We start from the raw sequence: 20,308 nt of genomic DNA, 5'->3' as shown, positions 1-20,308 counted from the left end.
TATGCCCGTTTTTCTAGATACGACTTCGTCTGATTTCGAGACTGCGTTCAAAACCCTGTTGTCCGCCAAGCGCGAGGACAGCCCGGACGTGGACGCTGTTGTGGCGCAGATTATTGATGACGTGCGTCTTCGTGGCGATGCGGCAGTTATTGAGCTGACGGCCAAATTCGACAGGCTGGACCTTGCGCCTGAAACTTTGGCGTTTTCCCCGGCAGAAATCGCAGACGCGGTCGTGCAAGTTTCGCCCGAGGATCGAGCCGCGCTTGAGCTGGCGGCAGATCGCATCCGTGTGTATCACGAAAAACAGATGCCCTCTGACCATCAATGGGTCGAGGAAACCGGCGCGACACTGGGCTGGCGTTGGTCCGCAGTTTCGGCGGCCGGTTTGTATGTTCCGGGCGGTTTGGCCTCATATCCGTCTTCGGTGCTGATGAACGCTATCCCGGCAAAAGTGGCCGGGGTTGAGAGGTTGGCGATTGCCGTGCCAACGCCGGACGGCCAGGTGAACCCGCTTGTCTTGCTGGCAGCGCAACTTTCGGGCGTGGACGAGATTTATCGCATCGGTGGAGCGCAGGCGATCGCGGCGCTGGCTTTTGGAACGGACACGATTGCCCCAGTGGACAAGATAACCGGGCCGGGAAATGCTTTCGTCGCCGCAGCAAAACGCCGAGTGTTCGGCAAGGTGGGCATCGACATGATCGCGGGCCCGTCCGAGATTTTGGTTATAGCTGACAAGGACAACGACCCTGACTGGATTGCGTTGGACCTTCTCAGTCAGGCCGAACACGACGAAAGTGCGCAGTCGATTCTGATCACAGATGACGCCGCCTTTGGTCAAGCCGTGGCAGAAGCGGTGGAAAAGCGTCTTGAAACCCTGCAACGCCGCGCGATTGCGGGGGCAAGCTGGCGCGACTTTGGGGCCATCATCACGGTGCGTGATTTGGACGAGGCTGCTGCCCTCTCCAACCGTATCGCGCCTGAGCACCTAGAGCTTTGCGTGGCTGATCCCTTGTCGCTTAGTCAGAAAACCATTCACGCAGGCGCAATCTTTCTGGGCCAGTACACTCCCGAAGCAATCGGGGACTACGTTGGCGGCCCAAACCATGTGTTGCCCACTGCGCGTTCAGCCCGCTTTTCTTCGGGTCTAAGTGTGATGGATTTCCTTAAGCGCACGACGCTTAGCCACATGACGCCCGAGGCTCTGCGGGCGATTGGTCCCGCGGCCGAGCAGTTGGCCAGTTCAGAAAGTCTTGAGGCGCACGGACTGTCTGTTACAGCTCGGCTGAAAAGATTGAACGATTGAACCCTCTATGGCTTGGGGGCGCTCTCTGCTTGCCGCCGCATCAGTTGGTTTGACGGGGCTTGAATCGCGCCTCTGATCTGCGGCGGTCTGGAACTGGGTGTCAGGCACCAAGATGTCGTAGTTGGAACGTGTGGCAACTCTTTGGATCGGACGTCGATTCAGCCTTCTGGAACACCTGTGTCTGAAATATACCGCGACCCGATCAACCGGTCTGTAGCGGTTCATGCAGATTTGTTTCGGCTGAAGCTATTGTAGAAGTCTGCCGACATCTAGGTTGACCCGGATATCTACGCACTGCGGCCACTGGAGACAAAGAGCCAGTATCTCTTTCCCCGCGGCAACCGCAGGAAATGGTGTGATGGAAATGGCAGCCGCTCGTGGAGAGCTTACTGCCGTTCCTCCACGGCTCATGGTTTCGCGGCCTGTTCGCAGAGATAGGCAACCTCAATAAAGGTGCTCTGGTCGAACATTTGTTGCAAAAGCACGGAATTGACCCAGCGGAGTATCCGATTTGCCCCATTCCCGCGTTGTCCAATTATTTTTGTTGCGATAAGCCTGATCCGACCTGAACGGACTGCACGCACATGACCCGCATTTCGCATATAGAACTGGACGACCGAAACCTGCCTCCGCCGACCCCTGAGATCGAGCAGGAGCGCAAGGTCGCGATCTATGACCTGTTGGAAGACAACTCGTTTGTCCTGCCCAAGCGTGAGGACAGGGCGGTGCCGGATGGCCCCTACCATGTGCAGTTGTCGATCCGCGACAAACGGCTGGTGTTCGACATCGCAACAGAGGCCGAGGAGAAAGCGGCCGAGTTCCATCTTTCGTTGGGACCGTTCAAGCAGGTGGTGAAGGATTACTTCCAGATTTGCGAAAGCTATTTCGACGCTGTTAAGTCCCTGCCGCCCAGTCAGATCGAAACCATCGACATGGCCCGGCGCGGCATCCATAACGAAGGCAGCCGGGTCCTGCAGGAGCGGCTGGAAGGGAAGGCCGAAGTTGATACCGACACGGCCCGCCGCTTGTTCACGCTGATCTGCGTGCTGCATTTTGGGGGGTGACGGGTGACGCCTCTGCCGCAGTCCATCCTGTTCTGTTGCGACCATAATTCGGTTCGGTCACCGATGGCCGAAGGCATCATGAAAAAGTTCTACGGCACTGGCACGTATGTCCAGTCCGCCGGGGTTCACAACGATCTGGAAATCGACGGTTTCTGCATCGCAGTGTGTCAGGAAATCGGAGTCGAGCTGTCCCGCCATCGCTCGCGTTCGTTCGATGAGATGCAGGAATGGGGCGATGACCTCAGCTCGTTTGACCTGATCGTCGCCCTGTCGCCCGCCAGCCAGCGCCGGGCGCTGGAACTAACGCGGATTTTCCACCTGGATGTCGATTATTGGCCAATAATGGACCCTACTGGACTGGGCGAGAGCCGGGAAGAAAAGCTACATCACTACCGACAGACCCGCGATCAGATCATCAAGCATCTGAAAGACCGCTGGGGCGAGCCTACGGAGTGATCATGAACGAGACCGTCAAAACCTATTTCGATGCCTTCAATGCAGGTGATGTCGAGGGCATGCTGGCTTGCCTGTCCGATGATGTGGCCCACCATGTGAACGAAGGCCAAATTCGTGTTGGCAAAGAAAAGTTCGCGGCCTTCTGCGCCCACATGAACCGCTGCTATCGTGAAAATCTGACCGATATCGTGGTGTTCGACGCCGAAGGCGGCACCCGCGCGGCGGCCGAGTTCACCGTGAACGGCACCTATCTGGAAACCGACGAAGGGTTGCCCGATGCGCACGGCCAGACCTATCATCTACCCGCCGGGTCGTTCTTTGACCTGAAGGACGGAAAAATCACCCGCGTTACGACCTTCTACAACCTCGCAGACTGGACCAAACAGGTCTCGAATGGCTGAGGTTACAGCCGTCCGCCCTCTGACCGGAGCGGCGCTTGAGGCTGCCCTGGACGACGTTGCCCGCCTGCGGATCGAGGTGTTTCGGGCGTGGCCGTACCTGTATGACGGCGATCTGGATTACGAACGGAAATACCTGCAATCCTACCGTGATAGCGATAAGGCCATCGTTGTGGGTGCCTTTGATGGCGATCGACTGATCGGCGCATCTACCGGTGCCTCTTTGACCGACCATTCCGAAGATTTTGCGGCGGCTTTTGAGGGCACAGGTCTGGACCTGTCGCAAATCTTCTATTGTGCGGAATCCGTTTTGCTGTCGGATTACCGGGGGCAGGGTGTTGGTCATAAGTTCTTCGATCTGCGTGAGGCGCATGCCCGTGTGCAGGGTTTCAAAAAATGCGCTTTCTGCGGGGTGCAGCGCCCGTCGGATCATCCGATGCGGCCCGGTAACTACCGACCGCTGGACGAGTTTTGGCGCGCGCGGGGATATGCGCCTCTGCCCAAAGCGATCGCTCAGTTTTCGTGGAAAGACATCGGGCAAGACGCTGAGACACCGAAGCCGCTGCAATTCTGGATCAGAGACTTGTAGACTAGCCCTGATATGCTTTTCGGGCGGCTGTGCAGCTGCGTATTCCGGTCAATCAGACGCTCACTGGCTTGATCAAGGTCCCTAAGTATTCCCTCGTTTGGCTATCCCAGTCGCCCGGATTTTCGCCGTGCGCGACTTGCGCATGAAGCTCCATTAGCTTCCAAACTTCTTCTTTCGTTTCTGCCACTACGCTCGCTGGGCAAGCCTCCATGCCTTCACAGTCGCGACAAGCATATGAAAACGCATTTGCCATAGTATTCCTCCTCCCATTCAGGAAATTATAGCAAAACTGAGGGCTTCCTCCGAATCCGGTGGTGCGGACGTGAGGCCGAACGCTCAATGCCCCTTACTTTTTCGCCCCAATGGGACCCGATTGTGGGTATGTCGCTGCGGTTGCAATGAGACTGTACAGATCGAGGCGCAACTGACTAAAGTCGCGCAAATTGGCCCAAAGGATCCGCCCGCAAATGAAAGTCGCAACCGCCGCCTATAACCTCGATTGGCTCGATAGCTGGGCACAGTATGAGGACAAGTTGGAACGCTGGGTCCGCGATGCGGTCGGGCAGGGGGCCGAGTTGCTGGTTTTTCCCGAATACGGCGCGATGGAATTGTCGACGCTGGATGGGGCTGAGGTTGCGGGCGATTTGGAGCGGTCAATCCACGCAGTATCCGACCGGATGGAAGATGTGCGCACCCTGCACCAGCGGCTGGCGCGGGAGTATAAGGCCTATATTCTGGGCGCGTCGGCCCCGGTTGTGGACGGTCCGGGCCGCCCGGTGAACCGAGCAGCGCTTTATACACCCGATGGCAGGCAGGATCATCAAGACAAACAGATCATGACCCGGTTCGAGCGCGAGGAATGGGACATCGCCCCCGGCGGCCCCCTCAAGCTGTTCGATACCGCGCTGGGTAAGATCGGCGTGCTGATCTGCTATGACAGCGAATTCCCCTTGCTGGGTCGCGCGCTGAGCGACGCGGACCTGATCCTTGTACCGTCCTGCACCGAGGCATTGTCCGGCTATTGGCGCGTGCGCATCGGTGCGATATCCAGAGCCTTGGAAAATCAATGTGTTACGGTGATGGCTTCCCTCGTGGGGAACAATGACTGGTCCGAAGCTGTGGACATGAACACCGGCACCGGCGGCATTTTTGGCCCGCCTGACAAGGGATTCCCCGCAACAGGTGTACTGGCAGAAGGTGCGCTAAATCAGCCCGGCTGGACCTTCGCGGAAATCGACCTTGACGCCATCGCGACGGTTCGTGCGGACGGCCATGTGCTGAACCGCAGCCATTGGGACGAGCAGACTTCCCGAGTCGAATCGGTCACATTATCCCGTCTTTAGTGATTCCGGCCTTGAAATAAGCCCAAAATAGGCTCATTTAGGCGCACATCCTCGCAGATTCTGCGAGTGCAACGTAATGATGGAGACAACATGGCCAAGGAAGATACGCTCGAATTTCCCGGTGTCGTGAAGGAACTCCTGCCTAATGCGACGTTTCGGGTCGAGCTGGAAAACGGCCATGAGATCATCGCACATACGGCAGGCAAGATGCGCAAGAACCGCATCCGTGTTCTGGCCGGCGACAAGGTTCAGGTCGAGATGACCCCCTATGATCTGACCAAAGGTCGGATCAACTACCGCTTCAAGTAACGCCCTACCCAATGGCGTTTATTTTAGGATCGGGCAGCCCAAGGCGGCTGGACCTGTTGGCCCAGCTTGGCGTGCAGCCCGATGCCATCCGCGCCCCAGATATCGACGAAACGCCCCTGAAGGGCGAATTGCCCGTCCCGTATTGCAACCGCATCACGCGGGCAAAAGTGCAGGCGGTTCAGGCGGATAGTGATGATATCACCCTCTGCGCCGATACCACGGTTGCGCTGGGGCGCCGGATATTGGGCAAGCCCGAGAACGCAGGGCAGGCGGCCGAATTTCTTCACGCTCTGTCCGGCCGCCGGCACCGGGTGATCACCTCGGTCGCGGTTCGGCGTGGCGAGCGCGTGCTACAGCGCGATGTGGTTTCTCAGGTCAAGGTCAAGCGCCTGTCCGACGTTGAGATCAACGCTTATCTGGCAACCGGCGATTGGCAGGGCAAGGCGGGTGCTTACGCGATTCAAGGACCAGCAGGCGCGTTCATTCCTTGGATTTCCGGTTCCTTCACAGGTATCGTTGGCTTGCCACTGTCTGAAACCGCCGCATTGCTGCAAGGCATCGGCTACCCCCTATATCGTGAGGCATCATGAAAGGCCGCACCATCGTATTGGACCACATCGACAACCGCGAAGCCGCGGCGTTGATGGTCGACGGAAAACTTGACGATTTCCTGATCGCAGGGGACGCGCCTGTGCCCGGAACAATATATCGCGCCCGCGCAGACCGTCCGGTCAAGGGGCAGGGCGGTATGTTCCTGACTACTCCGGACGGACCTGCTTTTTTGCGTCAGGTCAAAGGCTTGTCACCCGGTGCCTTGATGCTGGTTCAGGTGACCGGCTATGCCGAGCCGGGCAAGGCGCTACCGGTAACGGATCGGGTGCTGTTCAAAAGCCGCTATGCGATCGTGACGCCCGACGCTCCGGGGCTGAACATCTCGCGTTCTATCCGGGACGAGGATGAGCGTGACCGCCTTCTGGAAATCGCTCATGAGTGTATGGATGGCAGTTCCTACGGATTGATTCTGCGGTCGTGCTGTGTCGGGGAAGATGCAGGCGAGATCGCCGAGGACATCAACGCGATGTTGGCCAATGCAGATGAGGTCATAAACGATCCTGGGACCGAGCCGGAACTCCTGTTGGAGGGCGATGGGCCACATGTTCTTGCATGGCGCGACTGGACGGATCCGGCCGAGGTCGTGACGCAGGCTGGCGGCTTCGATACGCACGGGGTGCTTGACGCTCTGGACGTCGCCCAAGGGATTGCCGAGCCGTTGCCAGGAGGCGGTCATCTCTATATCCAACCAACCCGCGCCCTGGTCGCCGTAGATGTAAACACAGGGGCCGACACGTCGCTGGCGGCAGGAACCAAGGCCAACTTCGCCTGTGCCAAGGGGTTGGCCCGTGCGTTGCGCGTGCGTGGTCTGGGCGGGCAAATCACCTTGGATCTGGCCCCCATGCCCAAGAAAGATCGCCGCGGATTTGAATCGGCTCTGCGTGCGGCTTTCAAGACCGACCCGATTGAGACAACATTGGCGGGTTGGACCCCGCTTGGGCATTTCGAGCTACAGCGCAAACGGGGCCGAATCCCTCTGTCGGAGGTGTTGAAGTGAGCTGCCCGATCTGCGGAGAAGACACCGCTACGAAGTTTCGTCCGTTCTGTTCAAAACGTTGCGCGGATATTGATTTGGCCAAGTGGCTGAATGGCTCATATTCCGTTCCGTCCCAACGCGAAGAGGATGTCGAAACGGACATGCCGTCAGAAGATAAAGGGCTGCAACGTCCACATTGAAAAAATGTGAAAAAGGCTCTGGACACTGCCAGTGGCAAGTCATAGAACGCCCCCACCCAACGGCAGTCGCCGTTCCCGTGCCCGGGTAGCTCAGGGGTAGAGCAGTGGATTGAAAATCCTCGTGTCGGTGGTTCGATTCCGCCCCCGGGCACCATAAACATAATAATATCAGTAACTTACAGTGCGCTGGGGCCCGCGACGCTTTTTCGGGCGAAAATGGGTCCCGCATGGGTCCCAAACGGGCATTAACGGCGGATCCCGAGCGACAGCGTGGCTTAGCGTTGACTATTTACTCTAACATGTAATGCTGTTCCGACTTGGCCAGGCAATGCTGTGCGTGGCAAAGCAGGGCAGTGCTCGGAGTGGCACGGCTTGGCAAGGCAAGCAAAATACCACGACATCAGGTGCCCTCGGCCCAGGTCGTTTCTCACAGAGGAGCAATGACCGTGACCGAACGCGCGGACAATCTAGATGCCATGGCAGCAATGGCAGCGCCGTATCTGCTGGATGACCGGGAGCATATAGTAGCCGCCATCGAAGTTTACATGGACCGCATGCTGAACCGATAGGTTTTGCTAAGGAATTGGAAGGTCGGGCTGCACACGCGCGCATCTCGCGGCGTCCATCGGAAAAGCAGTCACTCAAGTAATTTGCGGCGATCGTCCTGATAGAGCCCAAAGCAGAAACGCCAAGCGATTTCGCAGAAAAACCTGCTTGCACCAAAAATCAGTGGTCAACAATTCTACCCCGTTTCCGAGGATCGCGCCCAGAGATTGATTTCCTCTTCCGAACTGACCTCGTTAATCTTGGCGAGTTCCGCTTCGGTAAATTCCAAATTCTGGACCGCACCTACGGAATCCACGATCTGCTCAGGTCGCGAAGCGCCAATAAGGGCTGTCGTAATCCGGCCACCTCTCAGCACCCAAGCAAGCGCCATCTGAGCTAATGATTGACCGCGAGAGGCCGCTATGTCGTTTAGAGCCCTGACACTCGTCAGTGAACGTTCGTTGATCATGCCGTCCAATAGAGACTTGCCTTTAGTTGCACGACTGTCTTCGGGAATGCCGTTCAGATACTTCGATGTCAAAATACCCTGGGCAAGTGGCGTGAACGCAATCGATCCCACGTTCAATTCGTCAAGTGTATCCAACAGCCCGTCCCGCTCAACCCAGCGGTTGAATAGGTTATACGACGGCTGATGAATCACGCACGGCGTGCCAAGGTCTTTCAAGATGGCCAGCGCTTCGCGCGTTCGTTGCGAGTTGTAGCTTGAAATTCCGACGTAAAGCGCGCGCCCAAAGCGCACTATATAGTCTAGTGCTCCCATAGTTTCTTCCAGAGGGGTATCTGGATCATAGCGGTGGGAATAAAAGATATCGGCGTATATGCCGCTTTGTCCAAAGTACGTACCCAATCTGACGGTGGAACTCGTGCTAATTCGCCAAAAACATTTGTGCCTTCAAATATCCAAGGGCTTCTATCAACAGACTCAACGTTTTCATCCCAGAAATAACCAGCCTCTGCGATTGCTGGTTGTGTAGAAGCCGAAAATACCGCACCGGAGACCAAAAGAGCGATAGCAATGGCCGAGGTCACTAACAGCTTGTTTGCATTACTTTTCATATTCAGAGATATCCGCCCGACTAGATAATTTCTAAGCTATCCAGCCATGCTTCAGCTCTGGTGTCTAGCCCGTTGTGTTTGGGCCGGTACTGCCAGGCGACCGCGAACTAGGCTTTGATAGGACAGCTTTGTGGTTGCAAGCGACGGATGGAAGATACTGTGCGTTAGTCGCCTTGAGCAGTGCCCGCTTCGTTCGCATCTCGGAGGATGTAAAGCTAGTAGTGAAGGTCCGCTTCGGTGTGAGACCAGTCATCAGAAAGCGATGAGCATAAGGCGGCTTTGTCCGCATAGGGGTCGTTCATACCAAGTGCAGCGAATGACCGAGTTGAGCCCAGAGTGACCAATGCTGCAAAAACCACTAAGGTCAGCTAAGCACCGATAGCCGATATCAATTGCAGTTTAAACTGAGATAGCGCGCAAGGTCATTGCACGCGCACCATTCCCAGCTAAATCTGATTACAATTCCACAACGACTTTTCCGACTGCAGCTCCATTTGTCAGGTGCGCATAGGCGGCACCGACATTCGTCCACCCAAACGCCTGTTCGTCAACAATCGGTTTGAGCCCGCCGGCGTCTGCCAGTTCCGCTAGTGTCCGCAAGATGTCCCCATGGGTTTGCCGTTCGACATCGTGCATCATCGGGATCAACATGAAAACGACATGCAGAGACAGACCTTTGAAATGCGCGGGCGTCAAATCAATCTCGACCATCGCAACCGTTGAAGCGACTTGACCATTGAGTTTCGCCGCTTCGAACGAGTTCGTCATATTCGGTCCACCCACGCTGTCAAACACCACGTCGAAGCCTACACCATCGGTGTGCTCAGCCACGTAGTCCTCAACCTTTTGCGTTGTGAAGTCCAAGGGACGCGCACCGATACTCTCGATCAGGGCCATCTGATCTGCGCCACGACCTGTCGCCGAAACGGTGGCGCCGAGGTGTCGGGCGATCTGAACGGCGACATGACCAACACCACCGGCGCCGCCTTGGACGAGTACGGTTTGCCCTTGGCCAACATCGGCGCGCGTCAATCCTTCGTATGCGGTGATGCCAACGAGAGGCAGCGCTGCGGCTTCTCGCATGCTCAGCGTCTTAGGTTTGTGGGCAATCAGGCGGGCATCCGCATTAATGTACTCTGCCAAAGAGCCCGGCAAGTCCATTAAGCCTCCGGCACAGCCATACACCTCATCGCCCTTGGCAAAACCCGTCACACCTTCGCCAATTGCGACGACTGTGCCAGCAAAGTCCATGCCGAGCACCGCGGGTAGTGCGGGGGAAAGGGGTAGGTCAGCGCCCATGCTTCGGATCATTGTGTCGACCGTGTTGACGCTGGCGGCGGCTACTTTGACGATCACGTGTCCAGAAGTCGCGACCGGGTCGGGCATATCTACAATCTCGAACGGCGCACTTGGCCCGTATGAATTTAGAACCATTGCTTTCATTGGTTTGTTCCTTTTTGTGACGTAATATCAGGGGCACGTTGCAACAACGCACGTCTGACGAGATCGATGTATTGGGGGGAAAGTCAGTTGATGTCCTGCACCTGCATCACCAGATCGCCCCATTTGCGCTGGTTCTCGATGTCGTGCTGTAACCCTTGTTCATCCGCGATGGTGAAACGTTTGACCGCCGGGGTTTTGCTGGTGGCCTGATAGAGCCAATAAGCCTCGGCTTTCAGCGCCTCATCAATGGGTTTGTCGATTGATTCGTAGACCATCTTCTTGCAGGCATTGATCGACTCAGCTGGAAATTTTGCAATCCGTTCGGCCAGTGCGGTTACATATGGGCCAATTTCGTCCGGCTCCAACGCCTTATTGATGGTGCCCAAACGCTCTGCATCATCCGCGTCATAGTCCTGCGCGCTCAGGATGATCTCAAGTGCTTTTCCAAGACCGGTCTGGCGCGCCATGCGAGAGGCGCCACCGCCGCAGGGTAAGATGCCCAAGCCGACCTCCATCTGCATGAACTTGTACTTTCCTCGCGCGGCAAAGCGCATGTCGAGCGCCAACGCCAATTCGTGTCCGCCACCGCGTGCATACCCTTCCAGTTTTGCGATGGTGGCCTGCGGCACCTTGCTGATCCGTTCGCAAACCGATTGCAGGTCCAAAAGCTGTGCATCGTCGCGAGATACCGCCTCGGTCGACATATCCTTGAGAAGCTCAGTGTCGTAGTGGCAGACCCAGATTTCCGGATTGGCGGATTGGAAGATTACGACCTTGGTTTCGCGGTCACGCTCCAACCGCATTGCCAGGCTGTTGAGATCGGCTAGCATTGCCTGGCCTTGCACGTTCACGGAGCCAAAGTTGAACGTCACGGTGGCGATGCCGAATTCAACGTCTACGTCAAAGGTTTGAAAGTTCTCGTATTTCATCAGGCAGTCCTTTCTTGGGCCTCGACGCGGCATGCGTGAGGGGTGTCGGAGAGTTAAAGGTGGAAGTGTGGGGCGCTTTCGCGCCGCGAGGGTTAGTCAGTCCGGCCAATCAAGTCCCTGATCGTGGTCATGACGTCGGCAACATGATCTTTGTCCCGTGCTGCGGCATGCGGATTTGCGAAAGCACCAATATCATTGTCAAAATAGGCACCTGACGCATCGGTGAACCTCTCGCCTAGCGCCGCTTCAATCAGGATATCGACGCCAATGCTCATGTCGTTGCCGGAAACGCCAAAGCCTTCTTTCACCATCTTTGAGGCCAAAAGTGATCCGGGATTTACAGCAACGATAACCGGTGTTTCGGCTCGCGACTTGGCCCAATCCTGAGTCCAGATGGTGATAGCTAATTTGCTTTGGGCATAAGCTTCCATATCCGCAAGCGGCACATTGCCTTGCATGGCTTTGATGTTTACCGGGGCTTGCGCTGCCGATGACAGGTTCACAACGCGACCGTCAGCGGGAATGATCGGCAGCAGCAATTCGGTCAGCAGATAAGGTGCGAGCGTGTTCACGACAAAACGGATGTCCTGCCCATTCTCAAGGACGGAACTCGGGGCTTTCAAAACACCTGCGTTGTTGATCAACACATCCAGTTTGTCATGCTTGGCCCGTACGCTTTCGGCTAGATCTCGCACCGCGGACAGATCGCTTAGATCGGCGACATAGGTTTCGACATTACCGCCGACTGCGGCAGCAGCACTCTCCAATTTAGATACGCTACGACCATGCAAGAGCAATTTGTGCCCGGCGGCTGCTAGCTTCTTTGCCGTGAGCAAGCCAATGCCGTCCGTTGAACCTGTAATGAGAATAATCTTGGTCATTGGTCTGATCCTTTAAGAAAAGTCAGGCAGCAAAGTATCCGCCAAGTGTTCGAGGGTCGCCTCGATAGGCGCTTGATTGAACCTAAGGTTCAGTGCGACGTGATTGACCCCAAGCATTTCAATCTCGCGCAGATAGCTGCGAAGGAAGCCAGTGCCAGATTGAAACCCAAGATGGATCGGGCGAGGAGGGGCAGCTGGATTGGCAACGACATCGACGTAAAGCGATTGCATGACCGGCTTGTCCGATTGGCCCGCGGCCTTCACCCGTCGCCGGTAATCCGCGATGACCTGCCCCTGAGCTGCGGCGTTGCGCGGATAGGTCATCCAGCCGTCGCCGTTCTGTGCCACCCAATCGGGCGTTTGCTGGCTACCACCGGTAATGAGCATCGGCAGGCGGGCTCCATGCGGTTTTGGCAATAGGTCAATCCCACCATACAGCGTGCCCTGAGCGCTTTCATGCTTGGGATAGTCCGATCCAACAGCGCGGATGTAGCCAACGCTGTCGCGGAAACGTTCATCCCTGTCATCATAGCTCTGGTTCATCGCCGGGTACTCCTCGGGGCGGTCGCCCGAAGCTACACCCAACAACAACCGTCCACCCGACAGCACATCTGCGGTCGCCGCTGCCTTGGCCACATGTGCCGGGTGGCGCAATGGTAGAATTACACTCGACGTTCCAAGCGCAATCCGGTCTGTCGCCGTTGCAAGTGCACCCAGATAAACAAAGGGATCGAATACCTGTCCGGGATCACCAAAGCTTGGAACATTAAACGGTACGTCCCGCAGCCACAGTGCTGCAAACCCAAGTTCCTCTGCCCTCTGAGCCGCTTCCAGATGTTCCCGCAGCGTCGGCTTTGCGCCGACTGCGTATGCTTCAAGCGGTAACACAAGGCCTACGCTTAGACGCCGCGGGCGAAACACCCGGTTGTAGGCCACGTTGATTTGGGCAAACTCAGTCGGCTGCGTTTCATCCAACATGTCAGGACCCCCTTAATAGCGCACCAAAGTGCGGCTCTCGATGCTCTTGCGAATGGTAGTGACATTTGGATCCTCGACCATATCCAGCGCGCTATGCGCAATCGATGGAAGGCCGCGATTGTCGTAGATGTTAAAGATCGCGACCTCATCTGGCGTCATCTTGGGTTGATAGATCCACTCATGTTCGGGGTTTCCCACCAGCCCCATGATTTGCCCTTTGCGTTCGGGGTAGATCAGGTCCAGCAGGATCCAGTCAGACGGATCAACCGATGATGGGCGAACAAAGCCAAGGGGTGCTGAATTGATAGGATGACCCACAGGGCGCCACACATTGACAAAAGCATAGTGACCTTGCGCCCATTCCGCTGCGGTTTCGGCGCCCAACAGGTCGACAAGCCGCTGTTCGGCTCCGTCCTTGCTATAGTCATTGTGGACGTTGCGCGCGGGTTTGCGTGTCGCACCAGGATCATCGGTGCGAACGGTATGATCAAAAACCACAACATCGCACACACTCAGCCTGTCCAATAGCATTGATGTCAGTTCTGCATCGTATGTTGGTTTCCAAGCATCCCTGGCAAAGTCTTGGACTTGCGTTTTCAGCGGCATGAATTCGACAGCATCGAACGCAAATGTAACTGTGTTGGTCGTAGCGCGGGTATCTTCTAACGTAACGGCTGTGGAGACCAGTTCGGGGGCAACCAGATTACCGGAAATCCCGCCTGCATCTAGTTCAAAGGCTTGCCGGTATGGCTTGTGAACGTGGTAGTTGACTGTGGCTATCCGCGTCATTTGCGCCTCCTTCCTACGCTTTGTTGCATCGGTGAAAGGGATTTAACGCCAATCCATTTGCATATAAACTGCCCATCCATGGATTGATAATTCGGGTTTTCGATATAATGGGACTTGATACAGATGCGCTGCGATTGTTTGTAGCAGCAGCGGAAATGCTGAACATAAGCGCTGCTGGGCGCGCACTGGGTATGGCTCCAGCGGTCTCGAGCGCAAAGCTCGCCAAGTTGGAGCAGAACCTGGCTTCCGAGCTTTTGCATCGCACAACGCGCAAAGTGTCACTGTCCGTCGAAGGTGCCGATTTCCTGCCTTTTGCCCGAGAGATCATCGCACAGGAGGAAGCGGCGCTTACGGCCTTGGGCAAGCAAACAACCGCCATCCGAGGCACATTGCGCTTCGCTGCGCCTAGCACTTTTGCACAGCGATACATCGCACCGATCTTGCCTAAATTTCTTCAGCAACACCCCGACCTCACACTCGATTTACGTCTGTCAGATGTTCAGTTCGATCTTATCGAAGGGAGTTATGACTTAGCACTGAGGAACGCGCCGCTAGTGGACACCAGCTTGAAAGGTCGGAAACTGGCAGATGACCAGCGCGTTCTATGTGCCGCGCCGCATTATCTCGACAAACACGGCATCCCCAAAACTCCCAGCGATCTAACAAACCACCACTTAATTGCTTTCCAAAATCGCCAACCACGCCTGCTTACAGGACCTGCCGGCAAGGATGCGGTTTTCGATCCCGCATCCGCCAAGGGTCAATTGATTATCGATGACGGCCAAAGCCAGGTCTGTGCAACGCTGGCCGGGGCCGGTATTTCTCTGAACGCTCTGTGGAGTGTGCATGAACACCTGAAGTCAGGCCGGTTAACCCAAGTTCTGCCTAACTTTGTGGCCAAAGAAGATAATGTTCTTTGGCTTATCTATCCCAAGTCCAATGTATTATCCCCTAAAGTGCGGGTGTTCATGGATTTTCTGATCGCAGAGATTGGGGCAAAACCACCTTGGGAAACATGAGCGCAAAACAGGTCAAGTGCGCTTTCAGACATCCTGAAGCCAAGGTCGGGAACAGGCGCTAAGCAGACGTGCCTTGTCCAATCACAAATGTCTGGTTTGTCCGCACAGCGGTCGCTCGCGACATTTCGGCGAATGTCTACTTCGAGCCCAAATCGGCCTTTCGTTTAAATGGATCAAACGTTTTGAAAGTGCACGAGTTCTGTGCGTTAGCATTGTGGCCTTACTCAAGCGAATAGCTGACGCAAAATTCTTGAAAAACCCTTTGAAATTGCTGGGCTGTTGAAAGTCAGCTTTGGGCTGAGGTCGGTCAATGTAATCACCGTATCCGGCGAGCCGCATTCCGGGCATCGTGCCTGGACGTCATCGTTGAACATATCGCTACCTCTCCTTCGTTTATCGATTGCCAGAACCGGGTCCGCCCGCCAGCATTGCTGATTGGCGCATCCGCTTGAACTCGTCTAGGGTGACGGTTCCGCTGCTGACATCGATACCTTTTGGAATCCGCGCTCTTTTGTGGCCGATCGCGCGAACGCTGCCCCTTGTGATCTCCAGACAGGTCGACTCGTAGCATGTCAGCCCGCTTGAGTTGATTTGGATGACGGTCTGACCGTTCGCGTCGGTGACCAACGGAGCTTGGGGAGGTGGGCTGCACGCTGAAACCAGCAATGCGAACCCAGAATAAATCCATCTGTTCATACGAAGTTCCCTTTTTCTCTAAAATAGGCTGGCGGCTGTTCAGTCAAATCTGTCAGGTGTCAGCTTTTATCGCATAGAAGACGCTCACGAAATATCATCGCATGACCGTATCGAGCCCGCTTTGACCGATGATGCGCGATGCCCCAATGACAGCAATGCGCAGAAAGCCACTTTGCAAAGTCGTGGTATTTGGCAATAAACCGACATCAAACTTGATCCGGGGAACTCCGACCGCAGCACTAATCTCGATCGGCCAGAACCAAGCTATGAAAGCTTAGTATCTAACTTGGTCGGTTGGGAAAGCGACGTTTTTTGCGATCAGCCAACCCGTCTAATCAAACCAAAATTTCAAGACTTGCGTCCGGGAATCGGGACAGCACCAAGTCGATCCGTTCGGCTGGAATCATACACAATGTAGTGGAAAGCCCATCTGCCATCGCAGCGGTCGGGGAAGAGACTGAAACTGCATCGTGAAACACCAGAAGGGACCTTGGATCAAAGATATGGCCGGCCCTGTCCTTCAGGTGCATCGCGCCAGGAACCGAAGTGGCCACGGCGCGGTTGTGCAGTTCTATACTGGTCAGCACAACGTCATTTGGGCCGGCCAGCCCGACCTGCCAAGCGGCACCGTCAATGCGGCTGCCCAGTCCGGCAATTTCGCCCATGTTCACCAACACATTCTGCAAACCGAACGACCGTAACAGCTTGGCGATGTGATCCGTTATTTCACCTTGTGCAATGCCATTCAGAGTTATTGCGGCGATACCGGGGACAGGCAATTGGATTTCGTTTCTTTTCACTATCACCTTCTGCCAACCAACTGCTTCATGGGCCGTTTGCAACTCCAATTCACCAGATCCATTTGCGAGCGCGCTCCACAAAGGTTGAATTGTCGGATCAAACGCGCCTTCCGATACGTCGTTAAGAACGGCACAGAGGCTAAGCAGGCCCAACAGCTCGGACGAAGGGTGTCTCAGCAGTCCAGACGCGTTTAGGCGGTTCAATTCAGACTCGGGCCGATAAAGGCTAAAGATCGCCTCTAATCGATCCAGCTCGGCTTCAACTGCAGCAAAGATCGGGGCGGCGTCGGTGTTGGTCATACCTTCAAGCCGCAAGCTGGCTGGAGCACCCAATGCACTGCCGCGCCAATGTGCTACGGTACTAGCTGTCGCAGGCATGGCGGCGCAGGCGGCTGAGATCGTCAGGAAACGGCGACGTGTGAGAACGGTCATGCGGGGGTCTCCAGTTGCAGATCCAGATCGACGGGACCCAGAACCTCAGTATCTGGGATACCGGACAGCGGCAGCGCCTTGCCACCGTAATCCGCGATGAAGGCTTCGGCCGCCACGGGATTGCCAAAGGGCACCACTTCGCGCGCGCCCATGCCCCCGGCGACATTTGCGCCGACGACAAAGCTGGCGACGTTTGCGTCAATCCAGTTGGAAATCCCTGGTTGCCGCCAACTGGACGCGACGCTCATGTCGCTGACGTAAACGGCGGTGATCTTGGCATCGCGTTCGGGGCTTTTCAGATAGGCCAGCATGTCGCGCACCTGAGCGAAAAACAGCGGCGTGGGGTAGCCTTCCAGATGGATTTGCCCCTTTGGTCCGCCGTGTTCGGCGATACTCATCTGGCAGAAAAAGCTAAGCGCATCCGGGGTCAAATCGACCGGGTCAGGTGCCTCGGCGACTTCTTCCTTACAGGCGCTCAACGCGATCAGCGCGATCAGGGCAAGGCGTTTCATGGCTCAACTTTCCGGAAAGCAAGCCGCGCTAGGGCAAAGCCCAGCATCGGCCAGATCAGCAGCGACGCGGGCGCAGCCCAGACGGGCAGGGCCTGTACGGCTCCGGTCATGCCGGACGCCATCGCAACGCCCTCGGTCGCGGCAATGTTCCACAGACGGAATGCGTCGGCCGGGTTGGCAACCATCACCCACGGAAAGACGGATTGGGTGAATGTGCCGCCCTCATCCATGACGACGGCTCCCAACAAGCCCAGATCATAGAGGACGACAAAGACCAGCCAGAGCCCGGCCGACAGACCTGCCGCCGCTGTTGCGCCCCTCGCCAGGGCGGACAGTAGGTATCCCAGCGCCAAAAACACGGCACCCAACAGGATGGACGTGAGGATGAGACGGACCAATGCCATCAGGCTTTCAGGCCCAGCGCCGCCGAACCACGCGGCAATCGCGCCGGCGGTGCCGAAACCAACGGTCATGGCAAAGGCCAGCGCGGCGAGGTGGGCGGTGAACTTGCCCAACAGGATTTCTCCGCGCCCGGCGGGGTAGGACAGCAGCAGCGACAGGCTGCCCCGGTCCACATCGCCCGCGATGGCGTCGAAGGAAATCATTAGCGCCAAAAGAGGAGCGAGGTAGACCGACAGCGTGGTCATCGAGGCGACCGAGACGGTCAGCATATCGACTCCTAGCGTGCCGGTGGGCGCGCTGCCTGCAAATGTCAGCGCCAAAGCGAACAGCACCATGATCAGCGTGGCAACCACCAGCCAGCGGTTGCGGCGCAGGATTAGCATCTCGGTGCGGGTGATGGCGAGGAAGCGGGTCATTGCAAATCCTCCTTTGCGTAGTGGCGATAGAGGTCTTCCAACTTGGGCGGGGTCATTTCCACATCCGAGACCGCGTCGCCCAACCCGGCGATGCGGCGAAGGGCCTCCATCTTGTCATCTGGGGTGCAGAGCAGTTCGACCGACGAACCGTTGATCCGGTTGCCGCCCAATTCGGCGGCAAGCGCTTCGGGGTTGGCACTGGCGCGGACCTGCAGGCGGATCGGCAGGCCAGCCAGCGCGGATAGGTTAGTCAGCGTGTCATTGGCGACCATCCGGCCCTTGCGCATTATGGCGATGCGGTCAGTGCGGGCCTCAACCTCGGTCAGGGCGTGGGACGCAATCAGAATGGCGGTACCTTGCCCGGCCAAGTCGTCGATGATGGCATAGAGATCCTGCCGCGAGATCGGGTCCAATCCGCTGGTCGGCTCGTCCAACAGCGCCACTTTCGGCTGCCCAAGCAGAACCTGCGCCAGACCCAGACGTTGCCGCATGCCTTTAGAATAAGCGCCGATCCGGCGGTCCAAAGCGTCGCTCAAGCCAACGCGCTCCAACAGGCCGAGCACATCGGTTTTTACACCCGAAAGCTGCGCAAACAGGGTCAGTTGTTCGCGTCCGGTCAGGGCCGGGTGAAACGACACTGCTTCGGGCAGATACGCTGTCTCGCGCCGCGCTTGAGCGCTGCCTGGAGTGGTGTCTCCGATCCGAATGGCTCCGCCGTTGATTGGCGTAAGGCCGAGAATGGATTTGATCAGCGTCGACTTGCCCGCGCCGTTATGGCCTAGCAGCGCTACGCGCTGGCCGGGGGCAAGAGACAGGGTGATATCGTCGAGAACGCGGGTTTTGCCCTGGTTCTTGAAAACATGGTCAATCGTCAGGGCCTTATCCATCATGAGGCACCATTTTTATAGCTGGGGGTTCAGAGGCTTGCATCAATGGGTTGCTGTCCATCACACCGCCCGGCAATAGAGCCGGGAAAGCGGATTGCGACCAGCGCACCAGCTGCACGGCGGGGGAGCCGAGCAGAAGTTTGGCTGCGGGTTGGGTCCACAGCACATGGTCCATCGAGTCATTGGGGCGATAGGGGGAATCTGCGATGCCGTTGGCATCCACATCATATGCGGCAAAATCGGACCAGTAGTTGCCGCGTCCGTCTTCGGACCACTCGACCCATTTGGTCGAGACGTATTTGACCTGCGTCCGGTTCCCGATGAATGAGTTGCCGACGATTCGGTTACGCTCGCTGCCAGCGGTAAAATGTATGCCGATGCCGCATCCCTGGAACCAGTTGTCGGTGAATTCGTTCTTGTTCGAATTATAGATGAAAGTACATTTCTCTTTCGCGCCCTTTACAACGTTTCTTGAGATTACACTCTTGTTGGCATAGTTCAGCATCACGCCATGCTCGCGGTCGCCAATTGACACATTGCCGGTGACCTTCACGTTGGACGTAAACATGACAGCATAGCCCAGATCATTGCCGATCGAGACATTGTCGCTAACCACCGAGTCGTCGGCATACATGTAGTGCACGGCAAAGCGCAGATCGCGGAACAGATTGCCGGTGAAGATGTTCTTTCTGGACGAGTTCACAAAGATCCCGTCACGGCCATAGCGGATATCGTTGCCTTCAACCACAGCCCCCGGCGCGTTCCAGACATAGACGCCATTGCCACGGTCATTCACCCGCCGGTCTTGCCGCCCTTCAATCCGGTTGCCGCGCACGATACTGTCTTTTGCACCGTGGATGTCGATGCCGTAGAGATTGCCCAGCAGCACGTTATCCTCGACCACCGGCGCTTTGGCCGTCTTGGTCAGTTGGATGCCGCTGTCGATCCCGTCATGGTTCGAGCCTGAGCCGATCACTGTCAGCCCGCGCAGGGTCACGCCGGGCCCGGTCACGGTGATGACGCTGCCCTCACCTTGTCCGTCAATGGTGGCCTGTCCCAGCCCGTCGAGGGTAACGGGCCGGTCCAGAACCAGCGTTTCAGTGTAAACGCCAGGGCTCAGGCGGAGGGTGTCCCCATCCGCCGCCTGCGCCAGTATCTCGTTGATGGCCCCCGCCCGATTGGGCACATTCCAGTCCGCCGCCCAAAGGGGCGAGCCGAGCAGGAGCGGTATGAGCAGGGACCAACGCATGT

At 56.8% G+C, this 20,308-nt stretch carries 25 protein-coding genes, 1 tRNA gene and 1 pseudogene; 13 read left to right on the top strand and 14 right to left on the bottom strand.

From position 1 onward, the window contains the following. Position 1 precedes the first annotated feature (1 nt). The 5 genes from hisD (at position 2) to ACR0LH_RS13005 (ending at position 3,810) form a co-directional block, all read left to right on the top strand. Positions 2 to 1,303: a histidinol dehydrogenase gene (gene hisD, locus ACR0LH_RS13025; protein ID WP_480721290.1), complete on the top strand. Its 1,302-nt coding sequence runs from the start codon at positions 2 to 4 to the stop codon at positions 1,301 to 1,303. Between the two features lie 584 nt (positions 1,304 to 1,887). Continuing rightward, positions 1,888 to 2,367, top strand: coding sequence for a UPF0262 family protein (locus tag ACR0LH_RS13020; RefSeq protein WP_170385513.1), 480 nt, complete (start codon positions 1,888 to 1,890; stop codon positions 2,365 to 2,367). A 3-nt stretch (positions 2,368 to 2,370) separates the two neighbouring features. Then, positions 2,371 to 2,823 carry an arsenate-mycothiol transferase ArsC gene (locus ACR0LH_RS13015; RefSeq protein WP_170411792.1) on the top strand — a complete coding sequence of 151 codons (453 nt, stop codon included), beginning with the start codon at positions 2,371 to 2,373 and terminating at the stop codon, positions 2,821 to 2,823. Between the two features lie 2 nt (positions 2,824 to 2,825). Beyond that, on the top strand, positions 2,826 to 3,224 hold the full coding sequence (locus tag ACR0LH_RS13010; protein ID WP_480721288.1) for a ketosteroid isomerase-related protein: 399 nt from the start codon (positions 2,826 to 2,828) through the stop codon (positions 3,222 to 3,224). Then, entirely contained in the window at positions 3,217 to 3,810 is a 594-nt protein-coding gene (locus ACR0LH_RS13005) for a GNAT family N-acetyltransferase (protein ID WP_480721287.1), read from the top strand. The genes ACR0LH_RS13010 and ACR0LH_RS13005 overlap by 8 nt, the downstream gene beginning before the upstream one ends. 52 nt (positions 3,811 to 3,862) lie before the next feature. Here the strand turns inward: ACR0LH_RS13005 and ACR0LH_RS13000 are convergent, their stop codons facing one another. Next, positions 3,863 to 4,063 (bottom strand): DUF1059 domain-containing protein, encoded by a 201-nt coding sequence (locus tag ACR0LH_RS13000; protein WP_170385525.1) that lies wholly within the window; start codon positions 4,061 to 4,063, stop codon positions 3,863 to 3,865. Between the two features lie 214 nt (positions 4,064 to 4,277). Here ACR0LH_RS13000 and ACR0LH_RS12995 point away from each other — a divergent pair, with 214 nt between their 5' ends. The 7 genes from ACR0LH_RS12995 to ACR0LH_RS12965 all read left to right on the top strand — a co-directional run bounded on the left by ACR0LH_RS12995 (position 4,278) and on the right by ACR0LH_RS12965 (position 7,819). After that, positions 4,278 to 5,153: a carbon-nitrogen hydrolase family protein gene (locus ACR0LH_RS12995; RefSeq protein ID WP_480721285.1), complete on the top strand. Its 876-nt coding sequence runs from the start codon at positions 4,278 to 4,280 to the stop codon at positions 5,151 to 5,153. A gap of 90 nt (positions 5,154 to 5,243) precedes the next feature. Beyond that, a complete protein-coding gene (gene infA / locus ACR0LH_RS12990; protein ID WP_005978431.1) occupies positions 5,244 to 5,462 on the top strand; it encodes a translation initiation factor IF-1 in 219 nt (72 codons plus the stop codon). An 11-nt stretch (positions 5,463 to 5,473) separates the two neighbouring features. Then, positions 5,474 to 6,052: a Maf family protein gene (locus ACR0LH_RS12985; protein WP_170486322.1), complete on the top strand. Its 579-nt coding sequence runs from the start codon at positions 5,474 to 5,476 to the stop codon at positions 6,050 to 6,052. Next, entirely contained in the window at positions 6,049 to 7,071 is a 1,023-nt protein-coding gene (locus ACR0LH_RS12980; RefSeq protein WP_480721283.1) for a ribonuclease E/G, read from the top strand. Before ACR0LH_RS12985 ends, ACR0LH_RS12980 begins: the two co-directional genes overlap by 4 nt. Next, a complete protein-coding gene (locus tag ACR0LH_RS12975) occupies positions 7,068 to 7,250 on the top strand; it encodes a DNA gyrase inhibitor YacG (RefSeq protein WP_170486320.1) in 183 nt (60 codons plus the stop codon). Before ACR0LH_RS12980 ends, ACR0LH_RS12975 begins: the two co-directional genes overlap by 4 nt. Before the next feature lie 79 nt (positions 7,251 to 7,329). Next, a tRNA-Phe gene (locus tag ACR0LH_RS12970) sits at positions 7,330 to 7,404 on the top strand. A gap of 286 nt (positions 7,405 to 7,690) precedes the next feature. Next, positions 7,691 to 7,819: a hypothetical protein gene (locus tag ACR0LH_RS12965; RefSeq protein WP_480721282.1), complete on the top strand. Its 129-nt coding sequence runs from the start codon at positions 7,691 to 7,693 to the stop codon at positions 7,817 to 7,819. A gap of 173 nt (positions 7,820 to 7,992) precedes the next feature. Here the strand turns inward: ACR0LH_RS12965 and ACR0LH_RS12960 are convergent. The 7 genes and pseudogenes from ACR0LH_RS12960 to ACR0LH_RS12930 all read right to left on the bottom strand — a co-directional run. Then, positions 7,993 to 8,634: pseudogene (locus ACR0LH_RS12960) on the bottom strand (aldo/keto reductase); the annotation flags it as partial. After that, a complete protein-coding gene (locus tag ACR0LH_RS12955; RefSeq protein ID WP_480721524.1) occupies positions 8,565 to 8,873 on the bottom strand; it encodes a hypothetical protein in 309 nt (102 codons plus the stop codon). The gene ACR0LH_RS12955 and the pseudogene ACR0LH_RS12960, both read right to left, overlap by 70 nt. Before the next feature lie 456 nt (positions 8,874 to 9,329). Beyond that, entirely contained in the window at positions 9,330 to 10,316 is a 987-nt protein-coding gene (locus ACR0LH_RS12950) for a zinc-dependent alcohol dehydrogenase family protein (protein WP_480721280.1), read from the bottom strand. A gap of 83 nt (positions 10,317 to 10,399) precedes the next feature. Next, on the bottom strand, positions 10,400 to 11,245 hold the full coding sequence (locus ACR0LH_RS12945) for an enoyl-CoA hydratase/isomerase family protein (RefSeq protein WP_480721278.1): 846 nt from the start codon (positions 11,243 to 11,245) through the stop codon (positions 10,400 to 10,402). A gap of 92 nt (positions 11,246 to 11,337) precedes the next feature. Next, a complete protein-coding gene (locus ACR0LH_RS12940; protein ID WP_480721276.1) occupies positions 11,338 to 12,126 on the bottom strand; it encodes an SDR family NAD(P)-dependent oxidoreductase in 789 nt (262 codons plus the stop codon). A 12-nt stretch (positions 12,127 to 12,138) separates the two neighbouring features. Then, the gene (locus tag ACR0LH_RS12935) at positions 12,139 to 13,104 is read right to left on the bottom strand and encodes an LLM class oxidoreductase (RefSeq protein ID WP_480721275.1); all 966 of its coding nucleotides are present in this window, start codon (positions 13,102 to 13,104) and stop codon (positions 12,139 to 12,141) included. Between the two features lie 12 nt (positions 13,105 to 13,116). Continuing rightward, positions 13,117 to 13,893, bottom strand: a complete 777-nt coding sequence (locus ACR0LH_RS12930) for a CmcJ/NvfI family oxidoreductase (RefSeq protein WP_480721274.1) — start codon at positions 13,891 to 13,893, stop codon at positions 13,117 to 13,119. 107 nt (positions 13,894 to 14,000) lie between these two features. On the opposite strand from ACR0LH_RS12930, the gene ACR0LH_RS12925 reads away from it, so the two are divergent. Further along, the gene (locus ACR0LH_RS12925; protein WP_171124923.1) at positions 14,001 to 14,912 is read left to right on the top strand and encodes a LysR family transcriptional regulator; all 912 of its coding nucleotides are present in this window, start codon (positions 14,001 to 14,003) and stop codon (positions 14,910 to 14,912) included. A gap of 393 nt (positions 14,913 to 15,305) precedes the next feature. Here ACR0LH_RS12925 and ACR0LH_RS12920 read toward each other — a convergent pair whose 3' ends face one another. From ACR0LH_RS12920 to ACR0LH_RS12895, 6 genes are all read right to left on the bottom strand, one after another. After that, entirely contained in the window at positions 15,306 to 15,608 is a 303-nt protein-coding gene (locus ACR0LH_RS12920; RefSeq protein WP_480721273.1) for a hypothetical protein, read from the bottom strand. Between the two features lie 335 nt (positions 15,609 to 15,943). Next, positions 15,944 to 16,840, bottom strand: a complete 897-nt coding sequence (locus ACR0LH_RS12915) for an FAD:protein FMN transferase (protein ID WP_480721272.1) — start codon at positions 16,838 to 16,840, stop codon at positions 15,944 to 15,946. Next, the gene (locus ACR0LH_RS12910; protein WP_480721271.1) at positions 16,837 to 17,352 is read right to left on the bottom strand and encodes a nitrous oxide reductase accessory protein NosL; all 516 of its coding nucleotides are present in this window, start codon (positions 17,350 to 17,352) and stop codon (positions 16,837 to 16,839) included. Before ACR0LH_RS12910 ends, ACR0LH_RS12915 begins: the two co-directional genes overlap by 4 nt. After that, positions 17,349 to 18,170 carry an ABC transporter permease gene (locus ACR0LH_RS12905; RefSeq protein ID WP_480721270.1) on the bottom strand — a complete coding sequence of 274 codons (822 nt, stop codon included), beginning with the start codon at positions 18,168 to 18,170 and terminating at the stop codon, positions 17,349 to 17,351. The genes ACR0LH_RS12910 and ACR0LH_RS12905 overlap by 4 nt, the downstream gene beginning before the upstream one ends. Then, on the bottom strand, positions 18,167 to 19,060 hold the full coding sequence (locus ACR0LH_RS12900) for an ABC transporter ATP-binding protein (protein ID WP_480721269.1): 894 nt from the start codon (positions 19,058 to 19,060) through the stop codon (positions 18,167 to 18,169). The genes ACR0LH_RS12905 and ACR0LH_RS12900 overlap by 4 nt, the downstream gene beginning before the upstream one ends. Further along, a complete protein-coding gene (locus ACR0LH_RS12895; protein WP_480721268.1) occupies positions 19,050 to 20,306 on the bottom strand; it encodes a nitrous oxide reductase family maturation protein NosD in 1,257 nt (418 codons plus the stop codon). The genes ACR0LH_RS12900 and ACR0LH_RS12895 overlap by 11 nt, the downstream gene beginning before the upstream one ends. Positions 20,307 to 20,308 lie beyond the last annotated feature (2 nt).

Source organism: Ruegeria sp. CL6 (genome assembly GCF_056536465.1).
The sequence above is the reverse complement of the archived record's forward strand: the minus strand, read 5'-3'. Positions and strand labels throughout refer to the sequence as shown.